At 71.0% G+C, this 14,214-nt stretch carries 15 protein-coding genes; 5 read left to right on the forward strand and 10 right to left on the reverse strand.

All coding sequences use genetic code 11. The features are described from left to right. Nucleotides 1-91 precede the first annotated feature (91 nt). Complete coding sequence (locus tag ACFC0G_RS12810) at nt 92-1,009, forward strand: YihY/virulence factor BrkB family protein (RefSeq protein ID WP_376401598.1); 918 nt, start codon at nt 92-94, stop codon at nt 1,007-1,009. Here ACFC0G_RS12810 and ACFC0G_RS12815 read toward each other — a convergent pair. From ACFC0G_RS12815 to ACFC0G_RS12825, 3 genes are all read right to left on the reverse strand, one after another. After that, on the reverse strand, nt 927-2,273 hold the full coding sequence (locus ACFC0G_RS12815) for a D-alanyl-D-alanine carboxypeptidase family protein (RefSeq protein WP_376401600.1): 1,347 nt from the start codon (nt 2,271-2,273) through the stop codon (nt 927-929). The genes ACFC0G_RS12810 and ACFC0G_RS12815 overlap by 83 nt on opposite strands. Nucleotides 2,274-2,681: 408 nt before the next feature. After that, nucleotides 2,682-2,930: a hypothetical protein gene (locus tag ACFC0G_RS12820; protein ID WP_376401603.1), complete on the reverse strand. Its 249-nt coding sequence runs from the start codon at nt 2,928-2,930 to the stop codon at nt 2,682-2,684. Between the two features lie 83 nt (nt 2,931-3,013). Continuing rightward, nucleotides 3,014-3,250: an SCO4848 family membrane protein gene (locus ACFC0G_RS12825; protein WP_376401606.1), complete on the reverse strand. Its 237-nt coding sequence runs from the start codon at nt 3,248-3,250 to the stop codon at nt 3,014-3,016. A 143-nt stretch (nt 3,251-3,393) separates the two neighbouring features. On the opposite strand from ACFC0G_RS12825, the gene ACFC0G_RS12830 reads away from it, so the two are divergent. Both ACFC0G_RS12830 and ACFC0G_RS12835 read left to right on the forward strand, forming a co-directional pair. After that, on the forward strand, nt 3,394-4,710 hold the full coding sequence (locus ACFC0G_RS12830) for a metallophosphoesterase (RefSeq protein ID WP_376401609.1): 1,317 nt from the start codon (nt 3,394-3,396) through the stop codon (nt 4,708-4,710). A gap of 205 nt (nt 4,711-4,915) precedes the next feature. Further along, complete coding sequence (locus ACFC0G_RS12835) at nt 4,916-6,469, forward strand: ABC transporter substrate-binding protein (protein ID WP_376401612.1); 1,554 nt, start codon at nt 4,916-4,918, stop codon at nt 6,467-6,469. Nucleotides 6,470-6,490: 21 nt separating this feature from the next. On the opposite strand, the gene ACFC0G_RS12840 is transcribed toward ACFC0G_RS12835, so the two are convergent. From ACFC0G_RS12840 to ACFC0G_RS12850, 3 genes are all read right to left on the reverse strand, one after another. Further along, nucleotides 6,491-7,186: a TetR/AcrR family transcriptional regulator gene (locus ACFC0G_RS12840; RefSeq protein ID WP_376402364.1), complete on the reverse strand. Its 696-nt coding sequence runs from the start codon at nt 7,184-7,186 to the stop codon at nt 6,491-6,493. Nucleotides 7,187-7,343: 157 nt separating this feature from the next. Beyond that, a complete protein-coding gene (locus ACFC0G_RS12845) occupies nt 7,344-7,748 on the reverse strand; it encodes a thiol-disulfide oxidoreductase DCC family protein (RefSeq protein WP_376401615.1) in 405 nt (134 codons plus the stop codon). A 10-nt stretch (nt 7,749-7,758) separates the two neighbouring features. Continuing rightward, nucleotides 7,759-8,193 (reverse strand): hypothetical protein, encoded by a 435-nt coding sequence (locus tag ACFC0G_RS12850; RefSeq protein WP_376401618.1) that lies wholly within the window; start codon nt 8,191-8,193, stop codon nt 7,759-7,761. 135 nt (nt 8,194-8,328) lie between these two features. On the opposite strand from ACFC0G_RS12850, the gene ACFC0G_RS12855 reads away from it, so the two are divergent. Then, nucleotides 8,329-9,102 carry an alpha/beta fold hydrolase gene (locus ACFC0G_RS12855; protein WP_376401621.1) on the forward strand — a complete coding sequence of 258 codons (774 nt, stop codon included), beginning with the start codon at nt 8,329-8,331 and terminating at the stop codon, nt 9,100-9,102. Between the two features lie 18 nt (nt 9,103-9,120). Here ACFC0G_RS12855 and ACFC0G_RS12860 read toward each other — a convergent pair whose 3' ends face one another. Further along, complete coding sequence (locus ACFC0G_RS12860) at nt 9,121-10,344, reverse strand: MFS transporter (RefSeq protein WP_376401624.1); 1,224 nt, start codon at nt 10,342-10,344, stop codon at nt 9,121-9,123. Between the two features lie 87 nt (nt 10,345-10,431). On the opposite strand from ACFC0G_RS12860, the gene ACFC0G_RS12865 reads away from it, so the two are divergent. Beyond that, nucleotides 10,432-11,022, forward strand: a complete 591-nt coding sequence (locus ACFC0G_RS12865; protein ID WP_376401627.1) for a MarR family winged helix-turn-helix transcriptional regulator — start codon at nt 10,432-10,434, stop codon at nt 11,020-11,022. A gap of 22 nt (nt 11,023-11,044) precedes the next feature. Here ACFC0G_RS12865 and ACFC0G_RS12870 read toward each other — a convergent pair whose 3' ends face one another. The 3 genes from ACFC0G_RS12870 to sdhA form a co-directional block, all read right to left on the reverse strand. Beyond that, nucleotides 11,045-11,575 carry a hypothetical protein gene (locus tag ACFC0G_RS12870; protein ID WP_376401630.1) on the reverse strand — a complete coding sequence of 177 codons (531 nt, stop codon included), beginning with the start codon at nt 11,573-11,575 and terminating at the stop codon, nt 11,045-11,047. 104 nt (nt 11,576-11,679) lie between these two features. Then, nucleotides 11,680-12,438, reverse strand: a complete 759-nt coding sequence (locus ACFC0G_RS12875) for a succinate dehydrogenase iron-sulfur subunit (protein WP_267045435.1) — start codon at nt 12,436-12,438, stop codon at nt 11,680-11,682. After that, complete coding sequence (gene sdhA / locus ACFC0G_RS12880) at nt 12,438-14,192, reverse strand: succinate dehydrogenase flavoprotein subunit (protein WP_125744985.1); 1,755 nt, start codon at nt 14,190-14,192, stop codon at nt 12,438-12,440. The genes ACFC0G_RS12875 and sdhA overlap by 1 nt, the downstream gene beginning before the upstream one ends. Nucleotides 14,193-14,214: the final 22 nt, after the last annotated feature.

Raw genomic sequence — 14,214 nt, forward strand, 5'->3', positions numbered from 1 at the left:
GGATGTCGGTCACCGTCCCACGCGCTCCGGCGAGGGATTCTCGTACTCCGGCCATCGCTCGAAGCAACGGATCAAGGGGTACGCGTACGACATGGACTGGCTGACCAAGCTCCCCGTCATCGGCCCCGTGGTCACCCGCCTCATGCGGACCCACGCCTGGCGCTCGTACGAGACCCTCGAAGGGGTCCACTGGACTCGGCTCGCCGCCGCGATCACCTTCCTCTCGTTCCTCGCCCTCTTCCCGCTGATCACCGTCGCCGCCGCGATCGGCGCCGCGCTCCTCTCCCAGAAGCAGCTCGACAAGATCGAGGACAAGGTCTCCGACCAGGTGCCCGGCATCTCCGACCAGCTCGACATCAACGGGCTCGTCGCCAACGCCGGCACCGTCGGACTCATCGCCGGCGCCCTGCTGCTCCTCACCGGCATCAGCTGGATCGGCGCGATGCGGGACTGTCTGCGCGTCGTGTGGGGGCTCGACGACGTCGAGGAGGGCAACGCGATCGTCCGCAAGGGCAAGGACGCGCTGGTGCTCTTCGGGCTCGGCGGCGTCGCGCTCTGCTCGCTCGCCGCGTCCTGGCTGGGCTCCACCGCCGTCGGCTGGACCGCCGACAAGGCCGGCATCTCCGGCGAGGGCGCGGGCGGCTACCTGCTCCAGGCGGCCGCCGTCCTCGTCGCCGCCGCCGCGGACTTCCTGATGCTGCTCTACCTGCTGACGCTGCTGCCCGGCGTCCAGCCGCCCCGCCGCCGGCTCCTGGTGGCGGCGGTCATCGGAGCGATCGGCTTCGAGCTGCTGAAGCTGCTGCTCGGCGGCTACATGAAGGGGGTCGCGGGGAAGTCGATGTACGGGGCGTTCGGCACCCCGATCGCCCTGATGCTGTGGATCAACTTCACCGCGAAGCTCCTGCTGTTCTGCGCGGCCTGGACGGCTACGGGTTCACGTCGGGATCCAGCGGAGCCCGCGAGCGCCGGCGCCGCGACCCCGAACCGGTCGTCGGCCAGCGACGGTTGACGAGGAAGACGGCGGCGGCGAGCAGGACGAACGCCCCGCCGGCCACGCTCAGCGCGATCCCGATCCCGCCGGACTTCTCCGCGGAGGCGGCGGAGGCCGCGGACCCGTCAGGAGCGTGCTTCCCGGGCGCGGGCGCCGAACCGCTGTCCGACCCCTCGGTCCCGGTGCCGGTCCCGGCGCTCGTCCCCGAGCCTGTGTCCGTCCCCGAGCCCGAGCCCGTCCCCGAGCCCGGGCGGGCCGAAGCGGGCGGCACCAGCTCGCCCACGGGCGTCACCTTCCCGGCTGCCGCGAAGCCCCAGTCGAGCAGCCGGGCGGTCTCCTTGTAGACCGCGTGCTGCTCCTTCGAGGACGGGTTCATCACGGTGACGAGCAGCACCTTCCCGCCGCGCTCCGCGACACCCGTGAAGGTGGATCCCGCGTGCGTGGTGTTGCCGTTCTTCACCCCGGCGATCCCCTGGTACGGGGCGACGCCGAGGTCGCCGGTGAGGAGCCGGTTGGTGTTCTGGATCTCGAAGGTCTCGCGCTTCTTGCCCGCCTTCTGCTCGCCGGGGAAGGCGGCGCGGGACGTGGCGGCGTACTCCCGGAAGTCCGCGTTCTGCATGCCGCTGCGGGCGATGAGCGTGAGGTCGTACGCGGACGAGACCTGGCGCGGGGCGTCGTAACCGTCCGGGGAGACCACGTACGTGTCGAGCGCCTGGAGCTCGGCCGCGCGGGCGTTCATGTCCTTCACGGTCTGCGGGACGCCGCCGTTCATGGCCGACAGGACGTGGACGGCGTCGTTGCCGGAGCGCAGGAAGACGCCGAGCCACAGGTCGTGGACGCTGTAGGTCTGCTTCTCCTTGATGCCGACCAGGCTGGAGCCGGAGCCCATCCCGGCCAGGTCCTGGCTGGTGACCAGATGGTTCTGCGTCTTGGGGAACTTCGGCAGCACGGTGTCCGCGAAGAGCATCTTGAGCGTCGACGCCGGGGCGAGCCGCCAGTGCGCGTTGTGCGAGGCGAGGATCTGCCCGCTCTCCGCGTCCGCGACGATCCAGGACCGGGCGGACAGCTCCTTCGGCAGCACGGGGGCGCCGGGGCCCAGCTGGACCTGCGTACCGGGCTTGCCGAGCAGTGCGCCGCCGACCGCGGACATGGTGGCGGGCGGTTTGGGCTGCTTGTCCTTCGTGTCCTTCCCTTCGTCCGCGTGGGCCGCGGGCGCGGCGATGACGAGCGGTAGGAGTACGGCAGTGGCGACCGCCCAAGCGGTCCTCTTCGAAGCAGACACGGTCGAGAACGTACAGGTACGGAACACGTATCCGAACCCCGCCGGGCGGTTCGTCCGGGCTCGTCCACCCGGACGCGGGTCCTGAGGGCGGGATGGCGGGGTCGGGAGCTGGTTCATCGGGAAAACCTTTCGCGCATAAGTGACCACTCGTGCCGTATGACCGTAAAAGAGCAGGTGAGAGCCTCCGCCGAGGCTTCCCCGGAGGCACGGTCGGCGGTCGGCCGGGGGCGGGAGGTCGTGTTCACGCCTTCGAAGACGTCGATATCTCCGGCGGGGATCCACAAGCCGCCGGATCGCGGTGTTCGAAGCGGCAGAGGTCCCCGGTTCACGTCCGGCGGGCATGAAGAAGCCTCGGGGTCACCGAACCAGCGCGGTGTCCCCGAGGCGGCATGGGTCTGGAGCCGGCGGCTACAGGAGCGCCCCCAGGAGACCCTGCGACCCCACGCCGCCGAGGAAGGCGTTGAGGCTGCCGAGGATCCCCGTGTTGCTGTCCGAGGCACCGGTGGTGGTGGTGGGGGTCGTGGTCGTAGTCGTGGTCGTGGTCGTGGTGGTGGAAGCGGCGGGGGTGGGGGTGGGCGTGGAGGCGGCGGTGGCCGGGGTGGAGGCGAGGACGAGAACGGCGGCGGTGAGGCCCAGGAGGGCCGTGATCTTCTTCATGGCTGCCTCAACGAGAGGCCTGTGGCCCGGTCACCAGCGTTACGTCATCCGGCCCTCGCCGACCGGCCCGCCCGGGCGGGGCCCTACTTCCTGCCCGCTCGGACGCCCCGGAAGCCGATCACGCCGACGGCCGTCCCTAGGATGAACGACGTGACCGCGAGCGCGAGATGGACCCACAGGTATGCCGTCGGGCTTCCCGCGTCGTCGAAGGCGAGCCCGCTCGCGTCCTTGAAGAGGTTCTTCGCGAAGGTCACCCAGATCACCCAGGACCAGACGCCGAACGCGAGCAGGAACCAGGAGACGCGGCGGCTGAGCTTCATGGGGAGTCCTTCGGGGTGGGCGGGGCGTTCCCTGCCAGTATCGAACCGCCTCCGCCGCGGGCTGAGGGTGGGGCCCCGTACGCCGGCCCGCCGCGACGCCGGTCACCGCTCGTAGTCCGCAAGAGAAAGAGGGGGTTCGGGGCGTGCTCGCCTTCCTGCTGGTCCTGGTCGTGGTTCTCGCCGTGCTCGGTGGGGTCCACTGGTACGTGTGGCGGCGTCTCGTGCGGGACGTGACGGTGCCCGGCGGGCTGCCGCGCCGGCTGGGCACGGCCGCCGTCGTCGCCCTGCCGCTGTGCTCGGTCGCCGCCCTGGTCTCCTCGCGCGCCGGTGCGCCCTTCTGGTTCCAGCAGGTCGTCGCCTGGCCGGGGTTCCTGTGGCTCGCCCTGCTCCTGTACGTGACCCTGGCGCTGGTCGTCGGCGAGGCCGTGCGGCCCGTCCTGCGCGCCCGGCTCGACCGCCGTGCGAGGGCCGCGGCCCCCGCCCCGGCGCCCGAGCCCGTGTCCGTATCCGGAGCCGCAGCCGTATCCGGAGCTGGAACCGCAGCCGGAGCAGCAGCCGGAGTCGCAGCCGCCGCGCCCGCCGCTGAGGCCTCCGCGGCCCCGGCCGCCGAGGCTCCCGTCTCCGGCGACGACGTCTCCCGGCGGCTCTTCGTCTCGCGCGTCGTCGGCGGTTCCGCCGCGGCCGTGGCCCTCGGGACCGTCGGCTACGGCACGTACGGCGTGCTCCGCGGTCCCCGGGTCAAGCGCGTCACCGTGCCGCTCGCCAAGCTGCCGCGCGCCGCGCACGGCTACCGGATCGCCGTCGTGTCCGACATCCACCTCGGGCCGATCCTGGGCCGCGCCCACAGCCAGCGCATCGTGGACACGATCAACTCCACCCAGCCCGACCTGATCGCGATCGTCGGCGACCTCGTCGACGGCACCGTCGAGAACCTCGGCCCCGCCGCCGAACCGCTTGCCCGGCTGCGCGCCCGCCACGGCTCCTTCTTCGTGACGGGCAACCACGAGTACTTCTCGGGCGCCGACGCCTGGGTCGACCACGTACGCGAACTCGGCCTGCGCCCCCTGCGCAACGAGCGCGTGGAGATCGCGGCCGGCTTCGACCTCGCCGGCGTCGACGACGTCGCGGGGGAGAGCGAGGGCCAGGGTCCCGACTTCGGCCGCTCCCTCGGCGACCGCGACCGGGCCCGCGCCGCCGTCCTCCTCGCGCACCAGCCGATCGTCATCCACGACGCCGTACGCCACGGCGTGGACCTCCAGCTCTCCGGCCACACCCACGGCGGTCAGCTCTGGCCGGGCAACTACCTCGCCGAGCTCGCCAACCCGACGGTCGCGGGGCTCGAACGGTACGGCGACACCCAGCTGTACGTCTCGCGGGGCGCGGGCGCCTGGGGACCCCCGGTCCGGGTCGGCGCGCCCTCCGACATCACCGTCGTCGAACTCGCCTCGAAGCAGGCGTAATAGGGCGGCGGCGGGGGCGGTGACTCCCTGCTCCGAGAGCGATACGTGCCGCTCATCGACTTAAAGTCTCATATCCCGGACATATACCTGCCGTATGAAAGTTTTCCCTTCCACTTGTGAAAGTCGTGTGATTGGCTGACGGTAATGCGGCGTTTTCGGGGGGCGTCGTGCCTGGGGTGGTACGAAAAAAGGAAGCACGGCAAAAATGCGGTCGACGGTCCGTCTGCGGATCCTCATCACTTGTGGAGTACTGGTGGCGGCCGGAGTCGGGGGCTGGCAACTCCTGCCCTCCGACGAACTCCGGACCGAACCCATCAGCGTCGGCACGACCGACGAAGTCACTTCACTCGACCCGGCCGGCGCCTACGACGCCGGATCCTGGGCCATGTACAGCAATGTCTTCCAGTCGCTGCTGACGTTCAAGCCGGGGTTCACGACTCCCGTGCCGGACGCCGCCGAGAGCTGCAAGTTCGTGGGGGCCAAGCTCACCACGTACGAGTGCACGCTCCGCGACGACCTCACCTTCGCCAGCGGGCGCAAGGTGACGGCCGAGGACGTCAAGTACTCCTTCGAGCGGATGCTGCGCATCAAGACGGACGTCGGTCCGCAGCCGCTCTTCCCGACGCTGAAGAACGTCGTGGCCGACGGCCGCACCGTCACCTTCAACCTCAGCGGCCGGGACGCCACCTTCCCGCTGAAGGTCGCCACGGGTGCCGGATCGATCGTCGACAAGGACCAGTACCCGGCGAACACGCTGCGCGGCGGCCTGGGCGTCGACGGCTCCGGCCCGTACGTCCTCAAGGAGTACAAGCCGGGCGAGTCCGCGCTCCTGGAGCCCAACCCGAAGTACAAGGGCGCCATCACCAAGGCCGGCGGCCCGGTCCTCGTGAAGTACTTCGGCAAGTCCGAGGACCTCGCCACCGCGTGGAAGTCGCAGCAGGTCGACGTCACGCACCGGCAGCTGCCGCCGGACTTCCTGGCCTCCGTGGAGACCCAGGGCGGGACCCGCCTCACCGAGGCCGAGAGCGCGGAGATCCGCAACCTCAACTTCAACGTCCGGCCCGGCTCGCCGATGGCGGAGAAGGCCGTACGCCAGGCCGTCGCCGCCGTCATCGACCGCCCGGAGATCACCACCGGCGCCTACAAGGGCACGGTCGAGCCGCTGTACTCCCTCATCCCGCAGGGCTTCGTGGGGCACAGCACGGCCTTCTACGACACCACGCCCGCGCCGAGCGCGAAGAAGGCGAAGAAGCTCCTGAAGGAAGCCGGGGTGGCGACGCCGGTCAAGTTCACCTTCGGCTTCCGCGCGGACGCCACCTACGCCGCCGAGACCGCCGAGATCAAGAAGCAGCTGGAGAAGACCGGCCTCTTCGAGGTGAAGGTCGTCGAGTCCGACTGGAAGAACTTCCAGAAGGCGTACGCCCGGGGCGCCTACGACGCGTACACCGTCGGCTGGCTGCCCGACTTCCCCGACTCCGACAGCTTCACCGCGCCCCTCGTCGGCACGGCGAACACCCTGCACAACGGCTTCTCCAGCAAGCGGATCGACTCGCTGGTCTCCTCGACGCAGCAGTACAGCGACCGGTCCCGCGCGACCGGCGACTTCCGGGAGATCCAGGCCGAGGTCGCCGACGAGGTCCCGCTCGTCCCGCTGTGGCAGAAGAAGGACTACGTCCTCGCCTCGGAGGCTGTCGGCGGCTCCCAGTACCTCACGGACGGCACCGGCATCTGGCGCCTCTGGGAGCTCAACTGGATCTAGGCCGTGTCCGGAGGACCGGCCCTAGCTCTCCTCGGCCGGCGGCTTCGGGGTGGCCCGCTTGGGCTTGCCCGAGGCCGCCATCCCGGCCGCCGTCGGCATGAAGTCGGAGAGCAGCTCGTGCGTCTCCCTGACGAGCGGCCGGAGGACCCGGAAGCGGGAGAGCGCGATCGCGCGGGCCGTGACCGGCGCGAGCCGCTCGACGAGCCGCCGGCTGTTCGCGGCGCTCTCCGAGCGGTCGTACACCCAGAACAGCACGAGGCCCATCTGCTGGAGCCACAGCAACCGCGGGAGCGCCTCGGCGAGTTCCGGGTCGACCTTCACCGAAGCGCCGGAGATGACCCGCCGGTGGACCTCGATCGCGGCCTCGCGCGGGCCCTCCGACTCCGGTGAGAAGGGGCTGAGCGGGCTGTCCGGGTCGGCGGCGTTCTTGAAGAACTGCGCCGCGAACTCGTGGTACGGCTCCGCGATGTCGAGCCAGCCGAGGTAGACGCCCCGGATCCGGGCCGTCAGGTCCTTCTCGCCGCCGGTCAGGATGGGCTCGACGGCCGCCTGGTGCTCCTCGGCGATCCGGTCGTAGAAGCCCTGGACGAGGTGCTCCTTGGACGAGAAGTAGTAGTACGCGTTGCCGACGGAGACCCCGGCCTCCTGGGCGATGGCCCGCATCGTCGTCTTGTCGTAACCGCGCTCCTGGAACAGCCGGAGCGCGGTTTCGAGGATGAGCGTGCGGGTCTGCTCGCTCTTCGGGGCCTTCTTCTCGGCGGTCGCCTTGACTTCGGTCGACTTGGCTTCGGTCGACTTGCCGTCGGTCGACTTCGCGCCGGTCGACGTGCCTTCGGCCGACTTCTCTTCCTTCACGTCCTTCACGCGCCCGAGCCTAGCCGGGCGAACCCGGCACCTCGCAGCGCCCGTCCTCGCAGTCCGGCCCCTTGAGGGCCTCCCGCCACTTCGCGGCGGCCAGGACGGTCACCCGGGCGAAGGGCTGCCCGGCGGGGGTGGCCAGCCAGTGGGCCTTCGCGCGGTGGTCGGCGAGGGCCCAGAGGCAGACGATCCAGGCACCGGTCTCCCGGTAGACCTGCCCCCGGTCCCCGACCACGGTGATCTCCCGCAGGGTGGCGGCGTGGTCGAGGTCGGGGAAGCGGCGCCTGGCCTCGTGCGATCCGGCCGGTACGAGATCCAGCGGGACGAGCTGCCGCTGGCGCAGCAGCCAGTGCCTGAGGTGCACGCAGAGCGGGCAGTCGGCGTCGTACAGCACGGTCAGACGTCCCACGGGGGTCGGCACGGCCTTGCCCTCAGCCCTGGGGAGCGGGCGGGGCCCAGGGGCCGGCCTTGGGGGCGGCGGTCCAGCCCTGCGGGGGGACCGGCGGCACCTGTTCGCGCTCCATCACGCCCCGGCGGCGGATCTTGTTGAGGACGTAGACGTTGCCCAGGTGCATCACGCCGAGGACGAGCAGGACGACTCCGAGCTTGACGGAGAGGGCCTCGAAGAGGGCCCGGGCGTCGAGGACGGCCGCTTCCTGGCTCAGGTAGAGGGCGACGAAGCCGAAGTTCACGAGGTAGAAGCCGACCACGAGGAGGTGGTTGACGGCGTCCGCGAGCTTCTCGTTCCCGTGCAGGACGTCGGCGAGGAAGATCCTTCCGTTGCGGCTGAGCGTGCGGGCGACCCAGACGGTCAGCGCCACGCTGATCAGCAGGTAGACGATGTACGCGACGACAGTGAGGTCCATGCCCCACCCTCCCTTGAACGCGTTCAAAAGGCTGTTGGGCATGACTGTAGACCTCCTCTTGAACGTGTTCAAGTCGCTTCGTGGCGGCTGTTCAAATCGGTGGCCGTCCGCATCCGCCCCGCCTAGGGTCGGCGGGTGACGCTCTCTCATGACCTGGCCGGCCACGGCCCCTCGACCGTCGTCCTGCTGCACTCCGGGGTCTGCGACCGCCGGATGTGGGACGGGCAGTTCCCCGTACTCGCCGAGGCGGGCCACCGTGTCGTCCGCTGCGACCTCCGCGGCTTCGGCGAGACCCCCGTCGACGCCCCGCACACCCACGCCGACGACGTCCGGGACCTCCTCGACCACCTCGGCGTCGACCGCGCCGCCGTCGTCGGCTCCTCCTTCGGCGGCCAAGTCGCGCTGGAGCTCGCCGTCCGCCACCCCGGCCGCGTCACCGCCCTCGCCCTGCTCGGCTCCGCCAGCCCCTGCATGGAGCCGAGCGAGGAGCTGCGGGCCTGGGGCGACCGCGAGGACGCGCTGCTCGAAGCCGGACACCTCGACGCCGCCGTCGAGCTCAACGTCGCCACCTGGCTCGGCCCCGAGGCCGACGCCGCCGCCCGCGCCCTCGTACGGGAGATGCAGCGCCGCGCCTTCGACGTCCAGCTCGCCGCCCCCGACGCGTTCTCCCCGATCCGCCCCGAGGTCACCCGGGACGACCTCGCCCGGATCGAGGCCCCCGCCCTCGTCGCCGTCGGCGCCCACGACCTGCCCGACTTCCGGGCCGTCGCCGACGACCTCACCCGCCTCCTGCCCGCCGCCCGCCGGCTCGACCTCGACTGGGCCGGACACCTCCCCGCCCTGGAGCGCCCGGACGAGACCGCCCGGGTGCTCACCGCCTTCCTGGCGGAGCTCCCCGGGCGGCCGTGACGGAAGGTCGACGGAAGTTCAGCGGAAGCGGCGCACCCCCGGGACGAGCGCGGTGCCGAGGCAGCAGCCGCCCACCACGACCGCGGCGGCGATCAGCGGCACCTCGGGGCCCCAGGCGGAGGCGGCGAGCGGGGCCAGGGCGTAGCCCAGCGGCATCGCGGCCAGCGAGAGCAGCCAGTCGTACGAGGTGACCCGGGCGAGCGCGTGGTCGGGGATCGCCCGCTGGACGGCGGTGTCCCACACGGGGGAGAGGAAGCCGAGCCCCGCCTGCGCGAGCCCGTAGGCCGCGATCGTCAGCGGCGCGGGCGCGGCCACGGCGAGCAGGATCAGCGGCAGGGCGTACGTGGCGAGCCCGAGGTTCGCCGTCAGGACCGGGCGCCGGGGGCGGGCCCGGTCGGCGAGCAGCGCCCCGAGGAGGAAGCCGACGGCGCCGACCTGGAGCAGGACGACCCAGGTGGCCTCGCCGCCGAGCCGGTGCACGGCGACGGCGGGCCCGAGGGTCATCAGGACGGCCGCGGCGCCGTTCCAGGCGCTGTGGCCGACCAGGCTGGTCCAGTACCAGTCCCGGGAGCGGACCTCCTGCCAGCCCTCCGCCAGGTCGGCGCGGAGCGAGCGGCGCGGGATCCGCACCCTTTCGACCCGTACGGCCGTCAGGAGCAGGGCGCTGACGGCGAAGGTGGCCGCGTCGAGGACGAACGCCCAGCCCGCCCCCACGGTCAGCACGAGGGAGCCCGCGAGCGCCGGTCCGGCGAGCCGGGAGGCGCTCTTGGCGACCCCCGTCGCCGCGTTGGCGCGCTGCAGCGCCTCGGGCGCCACGGTCCCCTTCACGAGCGGCGAGACGGTCGGCATCGCGAAGGCCCCGGCGGCCCCGCCGAGCGCCTCGGCGACCGCGAGGACGGCGAGGCTCGGGGCGCCGCCGAGCAGCTGGATGCCGACGAGGAGCTGGGTGGCGCACCGTACGACGTCGGTGACGAGGGCGACGGTACGTGCGTCGAAGCGGTCGCCGACGACCCCGCCCAGCGGCAGCAGGAGCAGCTTGGGGACCATCGCGCAGCCGAGGACCAGGGCGAGCGCCGAGGTGGAGCCGGTGGCCTCCAGGACGGCGAGCGCGAGGGCGGCGGGGATCGCGGCGTCGCCCAGGAGGGAGAGCGCGCGGCCGGTGAAGAGGAGGCGGAAGGAGCGGGTGCGCAGGGGGTGGGGGACGGAGGCGGGCGCGTCGGCGCGCACGGGGGCGACAGGCATGTACCGCAGAGTATTTCGGTACCGAATAATTCGTCAACGAAATACTTTCCCCGGGAGGGGGACCGTCCGCCGACGTACGATCACTTCATGGCGCTCCCCGACGAACCGCGTGCCCCCCAGGGCGAACCCGGCGAACCCGGAGACCCCGGCGAACCCCACGAGCCGCGCGAACCGCAGGACTGGACCGACGGGCACGTCGCCCGCTGGCAGCCCGTCCTGCCCGGCCTCGACCCCGTCGTCGAGGGCGCCGTCACCCGCATGAAGAAGCTCTCCGTCCACCTCCGCCGGGTCAGGGAGCAGTCCCTCGTCGACTTCGACCTGGAGCGCCACGAGTTCGACACCCTCCACAAGCTCGCCGGCCGCGGCGGCAGCGCCGCCCCCTCCGAGCTCGCCCAGGACCTCGACCTCGCCCCCGCCTCCGTCTCCGGCCGCCTCGACGCCCTGGAGAAGCGCGGATTCGTCCGCCGTACGCAGTCCACGACCGACCGGCGCCGGGTCGTCGTCGAACTCACCGAATCCGGCCACCAGACCTGGCTCGGTGCGATGGACGTCCTCGGCCACGAGGAGTACCGCCTCCTCGGCGTGCTCTCCGCCGAGGAGCGGAACCGGCTCAACGACCTGCTGCGCCGGATCATGGTCGAGGCGGAGAGCGCGGAGCACACCCGCCACTGGGACTGACCGCGTCCCCGGGGAGGACGGATCAGACGCTCAGCGAGCGCGCGTAGTTCAGCTGCGACATCACCCAGTGGATGGTGTCCGGACGCACCGCCGGGATCATCGTGGAGTGGTGCTTGCCCCCGCTGTTCACCGTGATCTGGACGAAGCCCGACGTCGTCTGCTCCTTCATCAGCAGGAACAGCAGCCCCAGGCCGCAGGCCGCGACGAAGAGACAGGCCAGCACGATGCCGACCGTCGAGATCTTCTCCTCGGTCCGCGACAGGTCCATCGCGTTCCACACCGCGCCCCGGAGCGGCATCGGACCGGACGGGGTGAGGATCTGGTCGCCGACCACGCTGATGTCCCCGAGGGCGAAGGCCGGCGCCCCGCCCGTCGGGTACTGCGGCGGCACGACCACCCCGCCCGGCAGCGTCGGCTGGTAGGCGGGCGCCTGGTACGGCCCCGGCCCCGGTCCCGGCGTCGCGTCCTGCGGGTAGCCGTACCCCGGCGTCCCGGCGCCCTGGCCGGGCCCCCACTGGTACTCCCCGTCCGCGTAAGGGTTCGGCTCGCTCATCAGTCCCCGCTCTCGATCACGCTGTCCGCAACGGCAAAAGCCCGCTCCTGCACGCGCAGCGTACAGAAGCGGGCTTCACGGCCGAATGCCCGGCCGACGGGATGTCAGAAGCGGCGCGTGATCAGCGCACGCTTGACTTCCTGGATCGCCTTCGTGACCTCGATGCCACGGGGGCACGCGTCGGTGCAGTTGAAGGTCGTGCGGCAACGCCACACGCCGTCCTTGTCGTTCAGGATCTCCAGGCGCTGCTCGCCCGCCTCGTCACGCGAGTCGAAGATGAAGCGGTGCGCGTTGACGATCGCGGCCGGACCGAAGTACTGGCCGTCGTTCCAGAAGACCGGGCAGGACGACGTGCACGCGGCGCACAGGATGCACTTGGTGGTGTCGTCGAACCGCTCGCGGTCCTCGGCGGTCTGCAGGCGCTCGCGCGTCGGCTCGTTGCCCTTGGTGACCAGGAACGGCATGACGTCCCGGTACGCCTGGAAGAAGGGCTCCATGTCGACGACAAGGTCCTTCAGCACCGTCAGGCCCTTGATGGCCTCGACCGTGATCGGCTTGTCGGGGTTGAGGTCCTTGATCAGCGTCTTGCAGGCGAGCCTGTTCTTGCCGTTGATCCGCATCGCGTCCGAGCCGCAGATGCCGTGCGCGCACGACCGGCGGAAGGTCAGCGTGCCGTCGACGTCCCACTTGATCTTGTGGAGGGCGTCGAGGACGCGCTCCTTCGGGTCGATCTCGATCTGGAAGTCTTCCCAGACCGAGGCGTCCGAGATCTCGGGGTTGAAGCGGCGGATCCGCATCGTGACCGTGATGTACGGGGAGGCGGCGGACTCCGCCTCGACCTTGTCCAGTACGGGGGTAGCCATCAGTACTTACGCTCCATCGGCTGGTAGCGGGTCTGGACGACCGGCTTGTAGTCGAGACGGACGGTCTCGGAGCCGTCCTCGCCGACCTCGCGGTACGCCATGGTGTGGCGCATGAAGTTGACGTCGTCGCGGTTCGGGTAGTCCTCGCGGTAGTGACCGCCGCGGGACTCCTTGCGCGCGAGGGCCGAGACGGCCATGACCTCGGCCAGTTCGAGCAGGTTGCCCAGCTCGATGGCCTCCAGGAGGTCCGTGTTGAAGCGCTTGCCCTTGTCCTGGATGGACACGTTCTCGTAGCGCTCGCGCAGCTCGGCGATCTTCTCGACGGCCGTCTTGATCGTCTGCTCGGTGCGGAACACCATGACGTTGGCGTCCATGGTCTCCTGCAGCTCGCGGCGGATGTCCGCCACGCGCTCGTGACCCGTGGAGTTGCGCAGCTTCTCGATCGTCGCGACGACGAGGGACTCCGGGTTCTCCGGCAGCTCGACGTAGTCGTGCTTGGCGGAGTACTCGGCCGCGGCGATGCCGGAGCGCTTGCCGAAGACGTTGATGTCGAGCAGCGAGTTGGTGCCGAGGCGGTTGGCGCCGTGCACCGACACGCAGGCGACCTCGCCGGCCGCGTACAGGCCCGGGACGACGGTGGTGTTGTCCGAGAGGACCTCACCCTCGACGTTGGTCGGGATGCCGCCCATGGCGTAGTGCGCGGTGGGCTGGATCGGGATCGGGTCCGTGTACGGCTCGATGCCGAGGTACGTACGGGCGAACTCGGTGATGTCCGGGAGCTTGGCGTCGAGCTGCTCCGGCGGGAGGTGCGTCAGGTCCAGGTAGACGTGGTCGCCCTCGGGACCGCAGCCGCGGCCCTCGCGGATCTCCGTGTAGATGGAGCGGGAGACGACGTCACGGGACGCGAGGTCCTTCATGACCGGCGCGTACTTCTCCATGAAGCGCTCGCCGTCCTTGTTGCGGAGGATGCCGCCCTCACCGCGGGCGCCCTCCGTCAGCAGGATGCCCATGCGCCAGATGCCCGTCGGGTGGAACTGGAAGAACTCCATGTCCTCCAGGGGCAGACCGCGGCGGTAGCACGCGGCCTGGCCGTCACCGGTCAGGGTGTGCGCGTTGGAGGTCACCTTGAAGAACTTGCCGGTGCCGCCGGACGCGTAGATCACGGCCTTGGCCTGGAAGATGTGGATCTCGCCGGTGGCCAGCTCGTAGGCGACGACGCCCGCGGAGTGCTTCACGCCGTCGACCTCGACGATGAGCTGGTCCAGGACGTAGAACTCGTTGAAGAACTCCACACCCTCCTTGACGCAGTTCTGGTACAGCGTCTGGAGGATCATGTGGCCGGTGCGGTCCGCGGCGTAGCAGGACCGGCGGACCGGGGCCTCGCCGTGGTTGCGGGAGTGACCGCCGAAGCGGCGCTGGTCGATGGTGCCGTTCGGGGTCCGGTTGAACGGCAGGCCCATCTTCTCCAGGTCGAGGACGGCGTCGATGGCCTCCTTCGCCAGGATCTCGGCGGCGTCCTGGTCGACCAGGTAGTCACCGCCCTTGACCGTGTCGAAGGTGTGCCACTCCCAGTTGTCCTCCTCCACGTTGGCGAGCGCGGCGGCCATGCCGCCCTGCGCCGCGCCCGTGTGGGAGCGGGTGGGGTAGAGCTTCGTCAGGACGGCGGTGCGGCTGCGCTTCGTCGACTCGATGGCGGCGCGCATGCCGGCGCCGCCGGCGCCGACGATGACGGTGTCGTACTTGTGGATCTTCATGACGTGGATTACCTCAGCCCCG

This window comes from Streptomyces sp. NPDC056169, assembly GCF_042268445.1.
Taxonomy (GTDB): Bacteria; Actinomycetota; Actinomycetes; order Streptomycetales; family Streptomycetaceae; genus Streptomyces.

Bases quoted from the DNA above. Each gene is read 5' to 3' on its own strand.
- ACFC0G_RS12860 (WP_376401624.1), bottom strand. From the start codon at position 10,344: ATGCCTGTCGCCCCCGTGCGCGCCGACGCGCCCGCCTCCGTCCCCCAC.
- ACFC0G_RS12850 (WP_376401618.1), bottom strand. From the start codon at position 8,193: ATGGACCTCACTGTCGTCGCGTACATCGTCTACCTGCTGATCAGCGTG.
- ACFC0G_RS12870 (WP_376401630.1), bottom strand. From the start codon at position 11,575: ATGAGCGAGCCGAACCCTTACGCGGACGGGGAGTACCAGTGGGGGCCC.
- ACFC0G_RS12820 (WP_376401603.1), bottom strand. From the start codon at position 2,930: ATGAAGAAGATCACGGCCCTCCTGGGCCTCACCGCCGCCGTTCTCGTC.
- ACFC0G_RS12835 (WP_376401612.1), top strand. From the start codon at position 4,916: ATGCGGTCGACGGTCCGTCTGCGGATCCTCATCACTTGTGGAGTACTG.
- ACFC0G_RS12810 (WP_376401598.1), top strand. From the start codon at position 92: ATGGACTGGCTGACCAAGCTCCCCGTCATCGGCCCCGTGGTCACCCGC.
- ACFC0G_RS12865 (WP_376401627.1), top strand. From the start codon at position 10,432: ATGGCGCTCCCCGACGAACCGCGTGCCCCCCAGGGCGAACCCGGCGAA.
- ACFC0G_RS12875 (WP_267045435.1), bottom strand. From the start codon at position 12,438: ATGGCTACCCCCGTACTGGACAAGGTCGAGGCGGAGTCCGCCGCCTCC.
- sdhA (WP_125744985.1), bottom strand. From the start codon at position 14,192: ATGAAGATCCACAAGTACGACACCGTCATCGTCGGCGCCGGCGGCGCC.
- ACFC0G_RS12825 (WP_376401606.1), bottom strand. From the start codon at position 3,250: ATGAAGCTCAGCCGCCGCGTCTCCTGGTTCCTGCTCGCGTTCGGCGTC.